Consider the following 17,334-nt stretch of genomic DNA (forward strand, 5'->3'; position numbering starts at 1 on the left):
CAACTGATCCAAAGCACAACGAAGCCCCAGTGAGAAACCTGCTCTCACGAGGCCTTACGCCGGGCTGACAGTGTGTGAGTTCACGACACATGTCAGCCCCGGTGGGTGAAGCGGTCGACCCGATAGCCTCGTTGCATGGCTCAGGTAGTGGTTTACGGACGGAAGGACTCGTTGGCGCGACACCGCGCCGCGATGTCGGCGGCAGTGCACGAGGCGATCATGGTCGCCTTGGGGTACCCGCCAGAGAAGAAGTTCCAGCGATTCGTCGCGCTCGACGCCGACGACTTCCTCTACCCCGAGGACCGTGGCCCGAACTACACGATCATCGAGATATCGATGTTCGAGGGGCGTTCGGAGCAGGCCAGGCGTGCTCTCATCTCCGAGCTGTTCACCAGCATCGAGTCCGCGACCGGCATCGCCCCTCACAGCTTGGAGATGACGATCACGGAGACCCCGAAGGTCAACTGGGGCATCCGTGGCCTGAACGCCGAGGACCTGGGCCTGAACTACCGCGTCGAGGTGTAGCGGCGCACTGTCGAGGGCAAGGGTGCGTGCGCTCGCGGCCCCCCTGGCCTGGGCTGTGAGATTGCGAAGGGCCTGCTACAACACCACACTGGTGCAGCAGGCCCCCCACCAGTTCCTGGCAGTGACATTGCCCATTGGGTACGACAGTGCCCAGGCGAGAAACCTTCTCTCGCCTGGGCAAACGTCGGGCTGACAGGATTCGAACCTGCGACCCCTTGACTCGCATTGGTCAATAGTGTCAACCGTGCACCCCAGCCCGCTTCAGGCCTGTTTACAAGGCTGTTTGTCGATCCAGGTATCCCAGCAGAGCCCGACACATCCCGGTGGTTCCCGCTACTTGCGGTGACTTCTGCGGTTACATCTCCGGCTTCTCGCGGAGGATGGAGGCGGCCTCAACCACGCTCTTGGTGTCGGTCACCGCGGTGTAGAACTGCCGGTTGACGGCCGGGGAGTGGCCGAGCAGTCGCGTGCGCGTGGCCTCGGGCAGACGGTCGTACAGCAGCGTGTTCAAGGTGGTGCGCCACAGGTGCCCGCGCTCGAACTCAAATAGGTCGATCTTCAGGTCCGTGGCCATCTCCTGGTACAGCGCGGCGATCTTCCGGTCGCGCGTGCGAGGATCCCATGCCTTGCTCGGGTCCGATGGAGCCGGGAAGAGCTGATCGCCCTTGGCGGTCTTCAGTCGAGCCGCGAGCCGGGCACTCACTCGGGGGTCGAGGACTGGGACCGGTCGGCCTCTGCGGGTCTTCACCGCCGTGTCGGGCAGCCAGAAGATGAAGGTCCCATCTTTGTCGATCGAGCACTCGGAAACCGGGCGCGTGGCCAGCTCGCTGGTTCGCAGGCCGGTGTTCGCTTGGGCCAGCACGACGTCGATCACCTGGGCGCGCTGCAAGATCTGAGTGTCGTGGCTCCAGCGCCCACGCTTGGGCCGGGGCACGTCCTCGGGGTCGGCCACGAGGAGATACTCGATGACGCGTTGGTACTCCTCCAAGGTCAGGGCGTGCCCTCCACGGCTGACCGCAGGCCGCTTCGCACGACTGAGGTCGACGTCGAGGTCGGCCAGCGGGTTGACCTCGATGAGCTCGTCGACGCGCAGAGGGCCAGCCAGATACTTCTTGGCCACGGTCTTTGCATGTTTGACGTTCTTCGCTCCGTGCAGCTCGCCGATCTCCTCCAGGCAGCGGGTCAGGTTGCGCGGCCGCATCGCGTCATGGATCGAGAGGCCCGCAAGCGAGTGGAGGTGCTTGTGCTTCTGGCGGCATTCCCCGCGCAGCAGCCGGTAGGCCAGCTCGTAGCGCCGGGTGGTGGCCTCGGCGAGCCGTTCGGCTCGGATGGCCGGGAGCGTGACAGCTTCCATGTAGGCGAGCACTGGGGACGTGGGGGTCCAGTCAGCGTTGCCGGGTGACTTGAGCAGCGAGTCGGCGGTGCGGCGCGCTCGGGCGCGGACCTCACCCTTCGTGGGGGCTTTGGTGGTCTTGTCCAGCAGTTTTCCGCCGGGGAGGCGCAGCCTCCAGCGCAGCGCCCAGCCGTCGCCGTGCGGGAACGGCTTGGCGCGGTCGATGGAGTGCTGGCCGGGTTCGAGGCGGGTGGTTGCTGCGCGAGCCATGCGGTGACTTCCTCTCAGGGTCAAGATGAACGGTACGGTGATCTGCACCCGGGTTCAAGTGGGTTGTGGGGCTGTCTTCTCAGGGCAGGACCCCTCCGGGCAGTCAGCAGGCCTGCTCGCTCGGGGAGGGCAATCGGTCAGGCCGGGTGGTCGATGGCGCTCGGTGCCGGCGCGGTGGCGCGGCTGTCTTCTCAGGGCAGGACCCCTCCGGGCAGTCAGCAGGCCTGCTCGCTCGGGCAGGGCAATCGGTCAGGCCGGGCCGCCACGTGCAGTGCTGTGTGAAGTTTGTGCAGTTTGCTGCACTACTTTCCCGCGCGCCCGGGAGGAAGTGCGGGGGTGAACTGCACAAACTTCACAACCCCTGGTCAGAACACATTTAGGCTCCAGGGGCTTCTGCCCACCCCATCGACCACCCCTGCTGACCGCCTCGTCTATTGAATGAGTGGGGTCCCTCCTGATGGGGAGGATCTCTCGACTGGAGAGGGCGGGCCCGCAGCGTCTCCTCGGCCGAGCGAGGCGCAGATGCCGCCGTCGCGCGAGGCCGAAGACCTGCGAGTTGCCAAGGTCTGGGGTAGCGCAGGGTTGACAGGAGTGATAGGCTCGTTCCCATACCGCCGACGAGCCCTGAGGGGTTGCGGCGGGCCGTCTGGCGTCCGACCTGGGCGGCACCACAGTAGATCTTCTGGTCCTCCTGTCGGCGTGAGGGGACTCGGGGCCTGAGCGCCCTGACGTGGAGCTTCCGAAGGCACCACGCGTGTATTCGTCTTGATCGGGATTCGGTGAGCCCGACGGTCCCCCGTCGCCTCCTGAAGGACTCACGATCATGTCCCTGTCACCGAATACTGTGGATTCCGGTCCCACCCTTCCCCCGGCCGCACTCGACACTGACGAAGCCGGGCGGTACATCGGCGTCGCTCCGAAGACTCTCGCCAACTGGCGTGGCCGCGGCCAGGGGCCCCGATACGTCCGTGCGGGTGCCCGGGTCGTCTATCGCGTCGCCGATCTGGACGCCTGGCTGGTGGAAAACCTCGTTGGAGGTGGACCGCGATGAGCGAACAAGAAAGCCGCCCCACCCAGGCAGGTGGAGCGGCTCCTGAAGAGTTTGCCGACTCTAGGGCCCAGATTAGCATTGCGGAGCAGCGCACGATATTGCTCGACGACGCCCGCAAGCACCGCAAGCACGTCAGGGCTGCGCATGAGTTCGCTGCCCAGTGGCTCGGCAAGTTGTTGTACGTGGTCGGCATCGGCTGGCACCACTGGGACGGCAAGCGCTGGGCCGAGGACAAGGGCGGTACGCGCGCCAAGGCTGCGGCGATGGAGACGCTCAAGGCCATGTGGGGGCTCGCCCTCGGCGACAAGGACCTGGCCTCCGACGTGATGGCGTGCAGCACGGCCTCCGGGGTTCGGGGGGTACTCGAACTCGCGGGGTCCCTGGAGGGCATGTGCGCCGCTGCTGCGGACATGGACGCCGACCCCTACCTGCTCAACTGCGCGAACGGGACGCTCGACCTGCATGGTCTGGAACTGCGACCCCACGACCCCGATGATCGGATCACGAAGGTCACCCGGGCCGCTTACGTCCCTGGGGCTCGTAGCGAGCTGTGGGAAGACTTCCTGGAGCAGGTACTGCCGGATGACCACGTTCGGTCCTACCTCGCGCGGTTCTTCGGGGTGGGTCTTGTGGGGAAGGTTTTGGAGCACGTGTTCCCCATCGCGACCGGGACGGGGCGCAATGGCAAGGGTGTGGCGTACACGTCGGTTCTCCACGCTCTGGGTGATTACGGCGGGGTGGCTGACCCGGCGCTGATGGAGGTCGTCAAGTCGAATCCGAACGCGCCGTCTCCGGCGTTCTTCGACCTGCGGGGGCGTCGGATGGTGGTGCTCTCGGAGACCGACACGAAGATCCGTTTGTCGGCGTCGGTCCTCAAGAGGTTGACCGGCGGCGATCCGATCAAGGCGCGTGCGCTGCGGAAGGACCCGATCGAGTTTCTCCCGTCGCACAGCTTCCTCATGGTGACCAACCATTTGCCCGAGCTGCCGTCTAAGGTCGCGGACCCTGCGGTGTGGTCGCGGGTGCGCGCGGTGCCTTTCAATGTCGTGATCCCGCCGGACGAGCAGGACCCCCGCCTTCCGGAGAAGTTGGAGCTCGCGGCCGACGCGATTCTGACATGGATGGTGGCTGGCCTCGGTGAGTACTGGGAGCGCGGCCTCGATGAGCCGGAGGCGGTTCAGGAGAGGACGAGCGAGTACGCCGAGGGCCAGGACGATGTGCGCAGGTTCGTGGCCGAGCAGTGCGAGACGGGGGGCATCGGCGACACGACGACGGTGCTGCACGAGGCGTACAAGGACTGGTGCACAGCGGAAGGGATCTACCGCCGCGACCAGCTCGGGCGGTCGGCGTTCGCCGATGCGCTGGCTCGGCTCGATTACCCGTCGGTGAAGGAGCGCCGCGGGATGGTGCACCAGGGGTTGAACGTCCTGCGCGAGGCGCTGACCGTGTCCAAGGAGCCGATGGTAGAGCTCCCTCCCGGGCAGCGCCCTGCTGCGGTACCGCAGCAATCTCCGAAACCCCAGACGTCGGTCTGGGACGAGGTCGCGGACGCCCCGGGGATCATGCTGCTCTGACTTACCGGCCCACCACCGGGGATGGGTTCCCGAACAACGACGCCTAAGGAGGCATCACTATGACCGACAACATGACCATGACTCGGCGCGAGCGGCGGGTTCAGCGGCTCGCCGATCTCGTCGCCGAGCGGAAGGCCTTCGAGGCCGAGCTGGCCGCGAAGAAGGCGGCCATCGAGGCCGAGGAGAGGGCCGACGCGAAGGCCGTCAAGGACGCGCTCAAGTACGCCGGTGAGGCGCGCTGTGCCGCTGTCGAGGAGTTGTACGAGCTGTTCGGTATCACCGAGGAGGTGACCGAGCGGATGACGAAGGACGGCACGGTGCGCCGGGTCCGCAAGGACCGCGGAGAGGCCAAGCGGGCCGCGCGCCTCGTCGAAGCCGTCGTCGCGCTGAAGGCGCGCGGGGTCGCGAGCGAGGCCGGCATCGAGCAGGCCGAGGAGCCCGTCCTCGAGGACGGGGAGACGGTCGCCTACGGTGCCATCCACGAGGGCGACGAGGAGCGTGAGGACGCGCACGAGCGGGGCTTCTCGGTCTACGGCGCGTAGGCGTCGTGGACGGTGACGAGGACCCCGGTTCCGCGCAGCGGGCCGGGGTCTTTCCGTGCCGTCGGGAGGGGCCCCACCGGAGCGCAGCAGAGGTGGGGAGGGCGGTAGCCCTGTCCCCCGAGGAGGCGGAGCCGACGAGGGGCGGGCAGCAACTGGGAGGGGGTTTGGCGGAGCCAAACACCCGTACAGTTGAACTGCTCGCCGTAATGCTGCAACCGGGTATAGTGAAGGGGGTGCGCAGCCCCCTGCCGGAGGGGGTACGCACCCCACCGGACAACCCGGTTGCAGCATTACCGAGGGGAGGTCGGCCGACGTGGTGACGATGCCGGACGAGGCGCAGCGGAGGCGGCGAGGAGGTAGGCGGGCGATCTACCCGAAGCGGGTCGAACTCAGGATGACGCAGTCATCGTTCGACCTCGCCGAGGAGTCCGCGAAGCGGGCGAGTGAGGCGACGGGCCGGGCCGTCACCGTCTCGGACATCATCCGCGAAGCGGTGGAGGACGGATGCCGACGGCTGGCCCGCGAGCAGGCCCAGGCATCGGCCCGAAGGGGCGGTGCCGATCCCGGGGTGGTGGACGGCCTGATCGACGACGTCCAGGAGCTGAGGACCGAGATGAGGAAGGTCGGTCACAACGTCAACCAGATGGCCAAGGTCGCCCACCAGACGGGTCAGGTGACCGGCGACCTCGACGACGTGAAGCGCCAGCTCGAAGCGATCGACGGCAGGCTGGTGGAGCTGGCCGGGCGCATCGCGGGAGTGGATGACTGAGGTCGTGGTGAAGCCCATCGCAGCGGTCGTGATGTCCAGCCCGACGAGGAACTCGGCGCGGCTGATTGCGTATGCGCTCACTGAGAAGGACGGTCAGGCCAAGGGCGACCGGTTCGTGGCTGCGAGCGGCATCAACGGCTGCGTCCCGGAGTTCGCCGAGGGGCAGTTCCGGGACAACCGGAAGCGCTGGCGCAAGGACGGGACGAGGACGGTCAAGGTGCAGTGGGGCACCGACAAGGCGACGGGCCAGCCGACCTACCGCGACGTCACCGAGGGCGCCTATGTGCAGGCGTACCATGTTATCCAGAGCTTCGCGCGGGACGGTGCGGGGGCGCTCGACCCCGACGATCCCGACGACTGGGAGGAGGGGCACCGGCTGGGCCAAGAGCTGGCCCGCTCGCTCGCCGGTGATCACCGCCGCGCGCTGGTCGTCACCCAGGTCGACGGGAAGACCGGCTGCGTCCACAACCACATCGTGATCGACTCGATCGACAAGGCGACGGGGAAGAGCTTCGCGTCGTCCAACGTGAAGCACTCGATTCTGTCCAAGACTCATGACGCCGTGCTCGCCGCGCAGGGGTACGAGCAGCGCAACGAGCTGACATCCACGGGCTGGGAGCTGAAGGAGAAGTCCGAGCGGCGGGGGCTGGACAAGCACCAGAAGTGGAGCGCCGGGGCCTCGTCGAGCGAGCCGGAGCCGTTCAGCTTCGCGGTGCTGAAGGACCGCATCCGGACTGCGCTCGAGGCCACGGGCTACACCGACTTCGACGGGTACGCCCAGGTGCTGGCCGAGGTCGGCGTCGTGGTCGAGCAGCGCGGCGAGAAGGGCCGCGGGCTCACCTACCAGATGAAGCGCCGCGGGGCGGACGGTGAGTACATCGAGCCGAGTCCCGGCGACCGGCGACGGGCCAGCAGGCTCGGCCGCTTCGCCATGCTCGACCAAGTCGAGGAGACGATCCAGCGCAACGCCCAGCTGGCTGCGCAGGCCGCGCCGAAACCGGCCATGTCGGCGGCGCAGATGCGCGCGGCGATGGCGAGCAGCCTCGACGACGCCCTGGCTGAGCGGCGCAGCGAGAGCGCCGCGGCGCTGGCGGCCCAGTGGGAGCAGGAGCGCCGCGCAGAGGAGATGATGGCCGAAGCCCGGCGGGCTGGGTTCGAGGCGGCCATGGCGCCCGCGGAGCCGTCGCCCGAGAGCGCAGACGACGGCGTCGCCGTGGCGGATGGATCCGATGCGGATGGACCGGACGCGAAGCTGGCCGACAAGGTCGTCCTCGACGCCTGGGACCTCCAGAAGCGGCGGCTGCGCACGCCCGATCGAGGTGCGATGCGCAGGGCCGGGATGGGCTACGCGGAGGTCGACGCCGCCATCGCCGCGTGGCGCGCGCTCGACGAGCCGAAGACCGCCTGGGAGCGCGAGCAGGAGGCCGAGCAGCAGCGTGCCGTCGAGACGGTCGAGGACGTGGCCGAGGTGAGCGCGTCGGCTGCCGCCGACACGACTCCGGCCCCAGCCCCGGCTACCGCCGGGTCCAGGGCCGAGGCGTCCTCGACCTCCGAGGTGAGGACCGCTGCGCCCCACGAGTCACCGCTGCGGAAGAGGAGGCCGACGCGCGAGCGCGAGGTGGCTGCCTGGGAGCAGATGGTCCAGATCGACGAGCGCTGGCACGTGCAGCTGGCCGCCGGGGAGCCGCTGGACGGCGCGCTGGCCAAGGGGCTCAGGAGCGCCACGCTGGAGCGCTACGAGGACGCACTGGACACCTCGGTGGCCTTCGAGCTGTGGCGCCGCGCGGCGAAGCTCGCCGAGGCCCGCAGGGCCGTCGAGGTGCACCAGGACAAGGCACTGGCCGACGCGATGCGCGCCGAGGTCGCTGCGGGCGACCACGCCTGGGACGGCGAGCCCTCGACGCTGGCCGAGCTGAGGCACGAGGCCACGAGGAGAGAGCTGACCAGCAGGGAGAAGGCACTCAAGTCGGTCCGTGAGGCCGACCTCGAGGTCAACCACGAGGACGGGCTGGAGCGCCCACCGAACGCCGGAGGGATGGAGCGGTGAAAGACGACAGGCCCGCTCCGACGGGAGCGGGCCTGCGGCTGCATACGGTCTACTTGGCGATCCAGTCGCCGTTGACATCGCGCTCGTAGTCCTCGACCTCGGCCTCGACCACGGTGATCGAGCCGTCGGACAGGACGGTGTAGTCGAACTCGGCGAAGTCGGCCCCCTCCCCGTCCTGGGAGGTCCGGAAGGTGAAGGTCTCGGTGGCGTCGTCGTCGGTCGGGTTGGCCGCGCAGCTGCCCACGTTGATGCCGGAGGCGAAGTCCGGGGCCAGGTACAGGCCAGTCTCGGGCGCGGACTCGTTCAGGTCGGCGAGCGGGTACACGCTGCCCGGAACGCCTAGGCCCTCGCGGGCGACGTTGGCCTCCTCCGACTCCTCTGCCGCCTCGTCGACGGGCTTGTTGGCGTCGGCGGCGATGAGCTCCTGCATCTTCTCGATGAACAGGCGGGGCTCGAACGCCAGGCCCTGCTCCCGCAGTTCGCGGGTGGCGTTGGCAGCGTAAGGATGGCTCTGGTCGGCTGCCTCCATCCCCTCGGCGATCGTCTGGCCCGCCTGTGCATCGCCGCCCTGGGCCCGCTCGGCCAGATCGATCCACTCCTCGGTGGTCTCGACGTCGAAGTAGTCCAGGAAGCTGTTGGTCCACTTCTCGATGTCGGCGTCGGCATCGGCCTGGGACGTGGCCGGCTTGTTGGCCAGCTCCAGGGCACCATCAGCCCACTCGATGGCGACATTCACCGCGCAGTGCTTCACGCCGTCAAGCTCGTGGGGCGTCAGGGTCACGCTGTCGACCAGGAGCCCCTCGGCATCGGGCCCTGCGGCTTCTCTGAGGTCGTCGGGGATGGCGACGGTCAGGGACGTGAGCATGCCCGGCGGTTCGCGGGTGAACTCGTAGACGGCCGAGCTCGACCCGTCGTCGGCGGGATCGCCTGCTCCGGGGTCGGGCTGCGTCGGGTCGCCCGACCCTCCCGCGCACCCCGCTAGGGCAAGCAGCGACAGCAGGACCGATGCAGTCAGGATCGTTGGTCTGTGGGACATGGTCGTTCACCTTCGTTCGGCAATGGTTCGGTTGAACTCCCGATCAGCGTACTGAAAACAGGCGCGTTTGGGTTACTGTGCAACGCACGCGCCTGCGGGAAGTTGGGTGGATGCCTGCTCCCGCTCCAGACCTGCGCGCCCTCGGCGTGGAGGTGGCGCGCCTGCGCAAGGAGTCCGGGTTCTCGATCGACCGGCTCGCGGAGGCCGCCGGGGTCCACCGCAAGACGATCATCGAGGTCGAGGCCGGGCGCGTGGCCGCGAAGATCTCCACGCTCCACGGCATCGCCCACGCGCTCGGCGTGCCCTTGACCGAGCTGGTGGCCCCGGCCTGCGCGCGGCATCCCAGGCAGGTGGGCGTGCCCTCTAAGCTCGTCTGAGCAGCTCAGAGGTCGCGGAACACGTACACGCCGTATCCCTCGCCCGCCGGTGCGTCGACGACGGTGAAGTCGAACGCGAGATCACGGGTCCAGCTCGCCCAGTCGAAGTACCGCACGGCCTCCTCCGGCCAGCCGGTCATCATCCCGGTGTCGTCGGCGAGCTGCTCGGCGTACTCCCGGAAGCCCTCCCAGTGCCCGCAGTAGCGCTCCTCGAAGTCGCCCAAGCTCGGGATGTCGCCGGTGCCCTCGACCACGTGCATCCCCGACCGGACCCACGCGCACACGGCTGTCCAGCGGTCGGAGCCGGCTTCCTCGTAGCACCGGCCCCACTGAGCGGCCTCCAGAGGCCCGAACTCGCCCTCGACGGGCACGAACTCGTGGTCGAGCACCCAGACCTCCTCACAGGCCGCGTACGGCCTCCCAGAGCCCGCGTGGAGGTCGGCGAGGGTGACGTCCTCGACGTCGGTGCAGTCGACCCACCGGCCCACCAGGGCCCCGTCGTTGCAGCAGCAGGCCAGGCACCCGAGCCATACCCGGGGAGCACCAGTGTCCGTGGGGGTCGCCGTGCTCATGCCGCATCCCCCGCGGTCAGCACGCGCACGCGGTGCGCCGTGGCGGCGAACGGCCCGACGGCGATGGCGTCGAGCAGCTCGACGACGCCTACCTCGGCCAGGGCGCGGGGGAGCCCGCTGTGCTCGGACCAGTCCTTGACGACGGCCTCGTCGGGCAGCAGCGGGAAGTCGGGCAAGCGGGTGGTCAGGACCTCGGACTCGCCGGTGGCGGGGTCCAGGGCCAGCAGGGCGTGCTGCGCGGGGTCGTGGTGGATCTCGACCGGCTCGGCGAAGGCGGGCAGGTCGAGCGTGACGGCGGTGCGGATCGTTGTCCAGGCCATGGTGGTCCTCCTCGGTGTCAGGGAGGACCCAGCGCACCCTCGCAGCCGTGCTCGGGTGAATCGGCGCTTGCGGGCGCAGCCGGGTCCTCGCCAGGAGGCCCGGCGCCGCGTCAGCGGCGCATGCAGGGTAGGTGTGGCTTCGTTCGCTTGGTGGCGGGGTTTTTGCAGCGCTCCGTGGCGGTCTTGTTGCCGCGATCACGCAGGACTGGCTGCAGGTAGGTGTCGCGGTCTGAACCGAGAGGGGTGCGCCCGGTCGGGGCCGTTTGGATCGCTGCCGCTACGTCAGAGTCCGAAGGCTCCGCCGCTGACGAGGATCACGATGCCGAGGCCGATGAGAACGATGGGGAAGAGGATGTGCTCCCAGCGTTCGAGCACTTCGGCGATCGGGGGGCGGGTGGCGACGAACTTTGCCAGGGCCACCAGGACCGCGACGAGCGCGAGGAAGACGATGCAGTAGGCGACTACTGCGAGAGGTTCCACGCTGAGGAAGACAGGGGTGTAGACGCCGATGTTGTCGCCGCCGTTGGCAAGGGTGACGCCTGCGACTGTCCACACGCCGACCTTCTTGCCGGCAACCTTGGCCTCGTCGTCATCGTCGTCATCGTCTCCGCGCCAGGCCTGCCATGCGGCCCAGAGGCCGAGGCCCAGAGGGATGAGACCGAAGTACGGGATGGCTGCCGAGGGCAGGAATGCTCCGGCACCGATGGTCACCAGGACCGCGGCACCGAGGATGCCGGCGAATCCGAGGTACTGGCCGGCCAGAATGCGGGCGGTAGTGCCGCGCTGGTCTGCCCCTCGCGCGAAGAAGAGGGAGAGCACGATGATGTCGTCGATGTTGGTCGCTGCGAACAGGCCCATCGCCTGCAAGACCGAGGTGAGGATCATGCGCCCTCCCCAGCTGCGTCGCATCCGGGAAGCGAGCAGGCGGGATCGATGCACGGGGCGTCTTCGTCCACTGCCAGGGTGGCATCGACCAGTGCCGTCAGCGCCCGCGCCAGGTGCGAATCGGCGATCTCATATCGTGTCCGACGACCCTCGGGCTCGGAGACGACGATCCCGCAATCGCGCAGGCATGCCAGGTGGTTGGACACGTTCGGGCGTGTCAGGTCCAGATCTCGGGCCAGTTCCGCCGGGTAAGTGGGATGGTCGAGCAGGGTCAAGATGATCCGGGATCGAGTGGGGTCGGCCAGTGCACGACCCAGGCGGTTCATCACGTCGAGACGCGAAGCAATAGTCAGCATGGACTGAACTATACAGCGCGCACTGAACACTCGGTCACAGGCGTCAGCCCAGATCGCATGCCCGTAAGGGGAACCTTCACCGTACGTCGAGAGAGCTTCCTCCTCGATGTGAATGTTCGAAGTCGCCTGCACAGCTGACCTGGGCATTCGACGTTGTGTGCACAGGAGTGTGATCTCCCGACTTGTCCGTACCCGTGTGCACGACCGGCACGTTGTTCCATAGTCCTGTGCACGACGAAGCGGTCGACGATGACCTGATTCCTGAGCGCGGTCTGCTAACCGTCTCCGATGAGGTGTGGGCGCTGGCGGCCCGCCGAGCCGAGGTGATCGGCCCGCTGGCCGAAGCCGGGACGGTCGGCGGGGAGGCAGTGGAAGCGGCGGCCGAGCAGCTGGGTGTCCCTGCGGCAGATCTATGTCCTGCTGCGTCGGTGGCGCGAGGGCCAGGGGTTGTGGTCTCGGACCTGGTCCCGCGTCGCTCCAGCGGCCGGCCGCGGCGGGGAGCGACTGCCGGGCGAGCAGACCGTGACGCGCAAGCCACCTGTCACATTCGCACGAGAGGAGGGGGTCTGCGCCACGTAGAATAGGTGACTGGTTGAGTGACAGTGTGAGCCTGCGGCCGGATCTCGGCTGCGGGTGTCACCTAATCGGTCGATCTCGGACACCTGTCCAGCTCGGAGCCGTTCGGCCTGCCGGAGCCTCCACCAGTGTCTCATAATCCCTGTCCAGATCAGTAGGTGTACCAAGCCGTGCCTCGTGGCCATTTCGGACACCTACCCTGTGGATGTGATGGCTTGGTTGTCAGTTTTCGAAGTCCACTGCACGAGTGTCCGAAGTCGACTGCACATTTTAAGGTTGCGCAGCCGTTGTCTGGTGAGGCGCCATGGTGAGGGCTGCGGCGGCCAAGGAACGCCGTAGCGCAGCCGGGCACTGGTGACAGCACGCCCGGACGGTCCGAGGCGCGACCCTTTTGCGATCGCTGAAGCGAGGGCACGGTGCTGGGAACGGTGCGGATGTTAAGCTGGTGAATGACGCGGGGTGCCGTGCTGGTACGGCTGAGATCACACCCGTTGAACCTGATCTAGTTCGTACTAGCGAAGGGAACGTCGCCGATGTCGGCACCTTCTTCCGTCCCTACTGTCCCACTCGATGCTGCCGCTGTGGGCGAGGCCTTGGCTGCGATGCGCGGGCATGCCCCGCTGGTGCAGTGCCTGACCAACGTCGTCGTCGCTCAGTGGACAGCGAACGTCCTGCTCGCGGTCGGCGCCAGTCCGTCGATGGTGGACAACCCGGAGGAAGCCGGGCCGTTCGCCGCCGTCGCCGACGGGGTCCTGGTCAACCTCGGCACGCCCCAAGAGGCGACGGTGGCTGCGATGCACGGCGCGGTCAGTGCCGCCGCGGCGGCCGGCACCCCGTGGGTGCTCGACCCGGTCGGGGTGGGTGGGCTCGCCTGGCGCAGCCGGGTTGTCGTCGACCTGCTCGCCCACGCCTCCCCGGCACTCGTCCGTGGCAACCCCTCAGAGATTCTCGCTTTCGCCGGTGGGGGCAGCGGTGGGCGGGGTCCGGAGAGCGTCGACGCCGCCGAGGATGCCCTCGACGCCGGCCGGGCGCTGGCCCGGGAGCACGGCACCATCGTCGCGGTCTCCGGGGAGGTCGACCACCTCACCGACGGCACCCGGCTGGTGCGGGTGGCCAACGGCCATCGATGGTTGACCCAGGTCACTGGCGGTGGGTGCGCGCTGGGCGCGCTCATGGCTGCCTTCGCCGCCACCACCGACGACCCGCTCCTGGCCGCCACGGCCGCGACCGCGACGTACACCGTGGCCGCCGAGGTCGCGGCCGAGCGTGCCGCCGGGCCGGGGAGCTTCGCCGTTGCGCTGCTGGACTCTCTCGCCACCCTCAACCCGCAGGAGCTGACCGAGAAGGTGGTGCTCCGGTGACCCGCCGACCGGTGAACCTCAGCCTCTACCTGGTCACCGACACCGGTTTGTGCGGCCCACGGGGGGTGCCCGCGACCGTGCAGGCTGCGGTCGCGGGCGGAGTCACCGTGGTGCAGTTGCGTGACCCGGGCGCCACCGACGCCCACTTCGTCGCCCTCGGCGTGGCGGTCCGCGAGGTGCTGGCGGGGACCGGGGTGCCGCTGATTATCGATGACCGGGTCCACCTCGTTCAGGACATCGGCGCCGACGGCGTCCACGTCGGTCAGCGCGACATGCCGCCTGCTCAGGCCCGGCAGTTGCTCGGGCCGGACGCCATGGTCGGGCTGTCGGTCAGCACGATCGAGCAGGTTCGCACAGCACGCGGGCTCGGTGACGGCGTCTTGGACTACCTCGGCGTTGGACCGGTGTGGCCGACGGCGACCAAGCCTGACCACGGCACTCCGATCGGCCCGGGCGGGGTGGCTGCGGTGGCCGCCGCGAGCCCGTGGCCGGTCGTCGCCATCGGCGGCATCACCACGAAACGCACCGGCATGCTGCGCCACAGCGGCGCCGCCGGCGTGGCGGTCGTCTCGACGGTGTGCGCCGCGGAGGAACCAGCCGTGGCGGCCGCGAGCCTGCGGGCCGCGTGGGACGGGCAACCGTGAACCCCCGCCCACCGATCGCGCTGACGATCGCCGGCTCCGATCCCTCCGGCGGGGCCGGTATTCAAGGCGACCTCAAGACCTTCTCCGCACTGGGTGCCTACGGCACCGCGGTGCTCACCTCACTGACCGCCCAGTCCACCCAGGGAGTCACCGGTGTCCAGGTCGTCCCCGCGGACTTCGTCCGCGCCCAGCTGGACACCCTCGTAGACGACGTGGCGGTTGACGCCGCCAAGATCGGGATGCTCGCCTCCGCGGCCACCATCGAGACCGTCCTCGCCTTCCTCGACAAGCGCTCCGACGCGGTGCCGGTTGTGGTCCTCGACCCCGTCATGGTGTCCACCGCCGGTTCCCGGCTGCTGGCCGAGGACGCCGTCGAGCCGATGCGCCAACTCCTGCCGTACGTCTCCCTCATCACGCCGAACGTCCCCGAGGCCGCCGTGCTGCTCGACGCCGACCCCGCCGAAGACCTCGACACCATGCGCGCCCAGGCCATCGCGCTCCGGGAGCTGGGCGCCGCGCGGGTGCTGGTCAAGGGGGGCCACCTCGGCGGCGACGCACACGCCACCGACCTGTGGCTCGACGACGCGGGCGAGCAGCTGCTGACCGGCCCGCGGGTAGCCACGGTCAACACCCACGGCACCGGGTGCGCCCTGTCCTCCGCGATCGCCGCACTCGCCCCGCGCACCGGGTCCCTGCTAGAGGCCACCCGCCAGGCCAAGACTTGGCTCACCGGCACCCTGCGGGCCGCCGACGCGCTCCACATCGGCCACGGACCCGGCCCCGTGCACCACTGCCACGACATCTGGAAAGACGAGAACGACTGGAAGGACAGCGACCGATGACCAGCCCACACACCTCCATGCCCGAGACGATTCGCGACCACGACGACACTGGCGTGTTCAGCACCGTGGCGTGGCATCGCACGGCCAGGGTCCGCGAGGCGATCGACGCGCTGCCCTTGTTGCACCAGCTGAGCGACGCGACCCTGGCGGAAGAGACGTTCCGGCACTACCTCGCCCAGGACGCGCTCTACCTGGCCGACTACGGCCGGGTCCTGGCCGCGGCCGCCGCTCAGGCCCAGGCGTCGGAGGAAATGGCATTCTGGGCGCAGGCCGCGCGGGAGGTGGTCGAGGTCGAGCGGCAGCTGCACGCCACCCACGTCACCGACCTCACCGCCGCCGAGCCCTCACCGACCACGGTTGCCTACACCTCCTACCTGCTGAGCCTCGCGACAGCGGGAAACTACCCGGTCCTCGCGGCCGGCATCCTGCCCTGCTTCTGGGTCTACGACGACGTCGGCACCCGTTTGAAGGCCGCCGTCGGTGACCTGAGCACGCACCCGTACGGGGACTGGATCGCCACCTACGGCGATCCAGACTTCACCGCCGCCACCGACACTGCCCGGGACATCGTGGACCACCTCGCCGACCAGGCCAGCCCCGGCACACTGGCGCGCATGCACACCGCGTTCCACCGCGCCACCCAGTACGAGTGGATGTTCTGGGACGCCGCCCACCGGCAGGAGACCTGGCCCATCTGAGGTCATTCTCCGGTGCGCCCTTGGGCACGCACTCGGCTCATCATGATCCTTCAAGAGCTGGTCGCCGACCAGGAGCTCCTACCGGCCCGGCGGTGTTGCCCCGCACGGTCGTGTACCCCGGACCCGGGCTGATCAAGCTGCACGGCGCGCTGGCAGGTGCTCCGGATGAGAACCGCCAGCGTTCAGGCACCACCCGCGCCCCGAAGGAGACGCGTCCTATCAGTCAATATGGCCAGTGTCCCCCGAGAGGGCGTCGGTGAGCCACCGCGGGTGCATGGGGAGCAACGGTGCCGGAAGCTCATCCGGGGAGAAGAAACCCGCCTGTGAGGTCTCCACACCATCAGGGTGCATCTGACCGCCGCGCGGGAGGCAGGCGAAGGTGGTGGTGACGAACTGGGTCACTCTCCCGTCGGGATAGGCGAAAACCTGCGAGGCGGGGTCCGAGTACACCCCCACCAGCCGCTGCACTTGCACCTGCAAGCCGGTCTCTTCGGCGACCTCCCGCACCGCCGCCTGGGCGGCAGTCTCGCCCACCTCGACGTGTCCCGAAGGCAGTCCCCACAGCCCGTTGTCCAGCCTGCGCCCCAGCAGCACGCGCCCGGCCTCGTCGAAGACCACCGCGGCCACACCCGCCCGCACCTCGTCCGGCCACGGGTACGGCGACGGCCGCACCGGACCCATGTCAAGGGCCGGATCAAACAGCCCGGCCAGACCCGTGACCGTGGCCTCCGCAACGGTGGGATCACAGTGCCCACGGTCGCCGCTCGGCGTCGCGGGAGCGACCAGGATCGCCGGCAGGCCCGCACGGTGCGCCCCGACGACATCCGTGGCCGGAGTATCACCCACGACCACCACTCTCGTGGCAGCAGGGAGCCCGCGCTGAGCCAGGCGGAACATCTCCGGTCCCGGCTTGCCCACCACGACCGGTCGGCGCCCACTGGCGGTCTGGATCGCTGCGACGACCGCGCCGGTGGCCGGCCACGGGCCGCTCGCTGTGGGGAACGTGGCGTCCACGTTCGTGGCCACGAACGGCACGCCGGTACGCAGGAGAGCGGTGGCCTGGGCGAGGTCCCGGTAGGTCACCGTCTCGTCGCAACCGACCACCACCGCCTCGGCCCCAGACCCCTCCACGGATTCCACGCCTTGGGCCGCGAGTTCGCCGCGGAGGCCATCACTGCCCACCACATAGGCGCGGGTAATGCCCTGCTGGCGCAGCCAGCACGCCGTAGCCCACCCGGAAGATACGATCTCCTCGACGGTGGCCCTCACGCCCAGGCGGCCCAGACGGTGGACGACGTCTTTGCGGGACGGGCGGGGATCGTTGGTCACGAACCGGACCACCCGGCCCCGACTCCGCAGGCTGGCCAAGGCTTCGGTCACGCCGGAAAGCAAGGTGTCTCCGACGTAAACCACGCCGTCAAGATCAAGCAGAAAAACATCGAACTGGTCAACGAGCACAACAACCTCCGAGGTCAAGGGACAGTCAGCGCGCATGCTGGCGCTGAGCCATCCCCCTCGGGCATTTTGTGCCAATAGGTGCCCTCCCGCCTGTTCGG

The 17,334-nt window shown here is 68.8% G+C and carries 18 protein-coding genes, 1 pseudogene and 1 riboswitch; of the genes and pseudogenes, 11 read left to right on the forward strand and 8 right to left on the reverse strand.

What is annotated here, in order from left to right; all coding sequences use genetic code 11:
* The first annotated feature begins 135 nt into the window (after nt 1-135).
* Entirely contained in the window at nt 136-525 is a 390-nt protein-coding gene (locus tag CLV29_RS05085) for a tautomerase family protein (protein WP_133753930.1), read from the forward strand.
* A 184-nt stretch (nt 526-709) separates the two neighbouring features.
* Here CLV29_RS05085 and CLV29_RS05090 read toward each other — a convergent pair.
* Together CLV29_RS05090 and CLV29_RS05095 are read right to left on the reverse strand one after the other, a co-directional pair.
* Nucleotides 710-784 (reverse strand): annotated as a pseudogene (locus CLV29_RS05090).
* A 96-nt stretch (nt 785-880) separates the two neighbouring features.
* Nucleotides 881-2,128, reverse strand: a complete 1,248-nt coding sequence (locus tag CLV29_RS05095) for a site-specific integrase (RefSeq protein WP_133753931.1) — start codon at nt 2,126-2,128, stop codon at nt 881-883.
* An 823-nt stretch (nt 2,129-2,951) separates the two neighbouring features.
* Here CLV29_RS05095 and CLV29_RS17185 point away from each other — a divergent pair.
* The 5 genes from CLV29_RS17185 (at nt 2,952) to CLV29_RS05120 (ending at nt 8,111) form a co-directional block, all read left to right on the forward strand.
* Entirely contained in the window at nt 2,952-3,179 is a 228-nt protein-coding gene (locus CLV29_RS17185) for a helix-turn-helix transcriptional regulator (RefSeq protein WP_133753932.1), read from the forward strand.
* Nucleotides 3,176-4,753, forward strand: coding sequence for a DNA primase family protein (locus tag CLV29_RS05105; protein ID WP_133753933.1), 1,578 nt, complete (start codon nt 3,176-3,178; stop codon nt 4,751-4,753). The genes CLV29_RS17185 and CLV29_RS05105 overlap by 4 nt, the downstream gene beginning before the upstream one ends.
* A 59-nt stretch (nt 4,754-4,812) precedes the next feature.
* The gene (locus CLV29_RS05110) at nt 4,813-5,295 is read left to right on the forward strand and encodes a hypothetical protein (RefSeq protein ID WP_133753934.1); all 483 of its coding nucleotides are present in this window, start codon (nt 4,813-4,815) and stop codon (nt 5,293-5,295) included.
* 394 nt (nt 5,296-5,689) lie between these two features.
* A complete protein-coding gene (locus tag CLV29_RS05115; protein WP_133753935.1) occupies nt 5,690-6,064 on the forward strand; it encodes a MobC family plasmid mobilization relaxosome protein in 375 nt (124 codons plus the stop codon).
* Nucleotides 6,065-6,068: 4 nt separating this feature from the next.
* Nucleotides 6,069-8,111: a relaxase/mobilization nuclease domain-containing protein gene (locus CLV29_RS05120; protein WP_166649132.1), complete on the forward strand. Its 2,043-nt coding sequence runs from the start codon at nt 6,069-6,071 to the stop codon at nt 8,109-8,111.
* A 49-nt stretch (nt 8,112-8,160) separates the two neighbouring features.
* Here the strand turns inward: CLV29_RS05120 and CLV29_RS05125 are convergent, their stop codons facing one another.
* A complete protein-coding gene (locus CLV29_RS05125; protein ID WP_133753937.1) occupies nt 8,161-9,147 on the reverse strand; it encodes a hypothetical protein in 987 nt (328 codons plus the stop codon).
* A 110-nt stretch (nt 9,148-9,257) separates the two neighbouring features.
* Between CLV29_RS05125 and CLV29_RS05130 the strand changes: the two genes are divergently transcribed.
* Nucleotides 9,258-9,524, forward strand: a complete 267-nt coding sequence (locus CLV29_RS05130; RefSeq protein ID WP_133753938.1) for a helix-turn-helix domain-containing protein — start codon at nt 9,258-9,260, stop codon at nt 9,522-9,524.
* Between the two features lie 5 nt (nt 9,525-9,529).
* Here CLV29_RS05130 and CLV29_RS05135 read toward each other — a convergent pair whose 3' ends face one another.
* The 4 genes from CLV29_RS05135 to cmtR form a co-directional block, all read right to left on the reverse strand.
* Nucleotides 9,530-10,096: an antirestriction protein ArdA gene (locus CLV29_RS05135; RefSeq protein WP_133753939.1), complete on the reverse strand. Its 567-nt coding sequence runs from the start codon at nt 10,094-10,096 to the stop codon at nt 9,530-9,532.
* Nucleotides 10,093-10,416, reverse strand: coding sequence for a hypothetical protein (locus CLV29_RS05140; RefSeq protein WP_133753940.1), 324 nt, complete (start codon nt 10,414-10,416; stop codon nt 10,093-10,095). Before CLV29_RS05140 ends, CLV29_RS05135 begins: the two co-directional genes overlap by 4 nt.
* A 282-nt stretch (nt 10,417-10,698) precedes the next feature.
* The gene (locus CLV29_RS05145) at nt 10,699-11,301 is read right to left on the reverse strand and encodes a cadmium resistance transporter (RefSeq protein WP_133753941.1); all 603 of its coding nucleotides are present in this window, start codon (nt 11,299-11,301) and stop codon (nt 10,699-10,701) included.
* The gene (cmtR, locus tag CLV29_RS05150) at nt 11,298-11,657 is read right to left on the reverse strand and encodes a Cd(II)/Pb(II)-sensing metalloregulatory transcriptional regulator CmtR (RefSeq protein ID WP_133755041.1); all 360 of its coding nucleotides are present in this window, start codon (nt 11,655-11,657) and stop codon (nt 11,298-11,300) included. Before cmtR ends, CLV29_RS05145 begins: the two co-directional genes overlap by 4 nt.
* Nucleotides 11,658-12,678: 1,021 nt before the next feature.
* A riboswitch (TPP riboswitch) is annotated at nt 12,679-12,775 on the forward strand.
* On the opposite strand from cmtR, the gene thiM reads away from it, so the two are divergent.
* The 4 genes from thiM to CLV29_RS05175 all read left to right on the forward strand — a co-directional run bounded on the left by thiM (nt 12,767) and on the right by CLV29_RS05175 (nt 15,778).
* A complete protein-coding gene (gene thiM / locus CLV29_RS05160) occupies nt 12,767-13,594 on the forward strand; it encodes a hydroxyethylthiazole kinase (RefSeq protein ID WP_072626064.1) in 828 nt (275 codons plus the stop codon). (Overlaps the previous riboswitch by 9 nt.)
* A gap of 11 nt (nt 13,595-13,605) precedes the next feature.
* Nucleotides 13,606-14,238: a thiamine phosphate synthase gene (thiE, locus tag CLV29_RS05165; protein ID WP_243831734.1), complete on the forward strand. Its 633-nt coding sequence runs from the start codon at nt 13,606-13,608 to the stop codon at nt 14,236-14,238.
* Nucleotides 14,235-15,080, forward strand: a complete 846-nt coding sequence (thiD, locus tag CLV29_RS05170; RefSeq protein WP_166649133.1) for a bifunctional hydroxymethylpyrimidine kinase/phosphomethylpyrimidine kinase — start codon at nt 14,235-14,237, stop codon at nt 15,078-15,080. Before thiE ends, thiD begins: the two co-directional genes overlap by 4 nt.
* Nucleotides 15,077-15,778: a TenA family protein gene (locus CLV29_RS05175; protein ID WP_017824196.1), complete on the forward strand. Its 702-nt coding sequence runs from the start codon at nt 15,077-15,079 to the stop codon at nt 15,776-15,778. Before thiD ends, CLV29_RS05175 begins: the two co-directional genes overlap by 4 nt.
* 219 nt (nt 15,779-15,997) lie before the next feature.
* Here CLV29_RS05175 and CLV29_RS05180 read toward each other — a convergent pair whose 3' ends face one another.
* The gene (locus CLV29_RS05180; RefSeq protein WP_133753943.1) at nt 15,998-17,236 is read right to left on the reverse strand and encodes an HAD-IIA family hydrolase; all 1,239 of its coding nucleotides are present in this window, start codon (nt 17,234-17,236) and stop codon (nt 15,998-16,000) included.
* Nucleotides 17,237-17,334: the final 98 nt, after the last annotated feature.

The sequence above is a fragment of the Naumannella halotolerans genome (assembly GCF_004364645.1).
GTDB lineage: Bacteria > Actinomycetota > Actinomycetes > Propionibacteriales > Propionibacteriaceae > Naumannella > Naumannella halotolerans.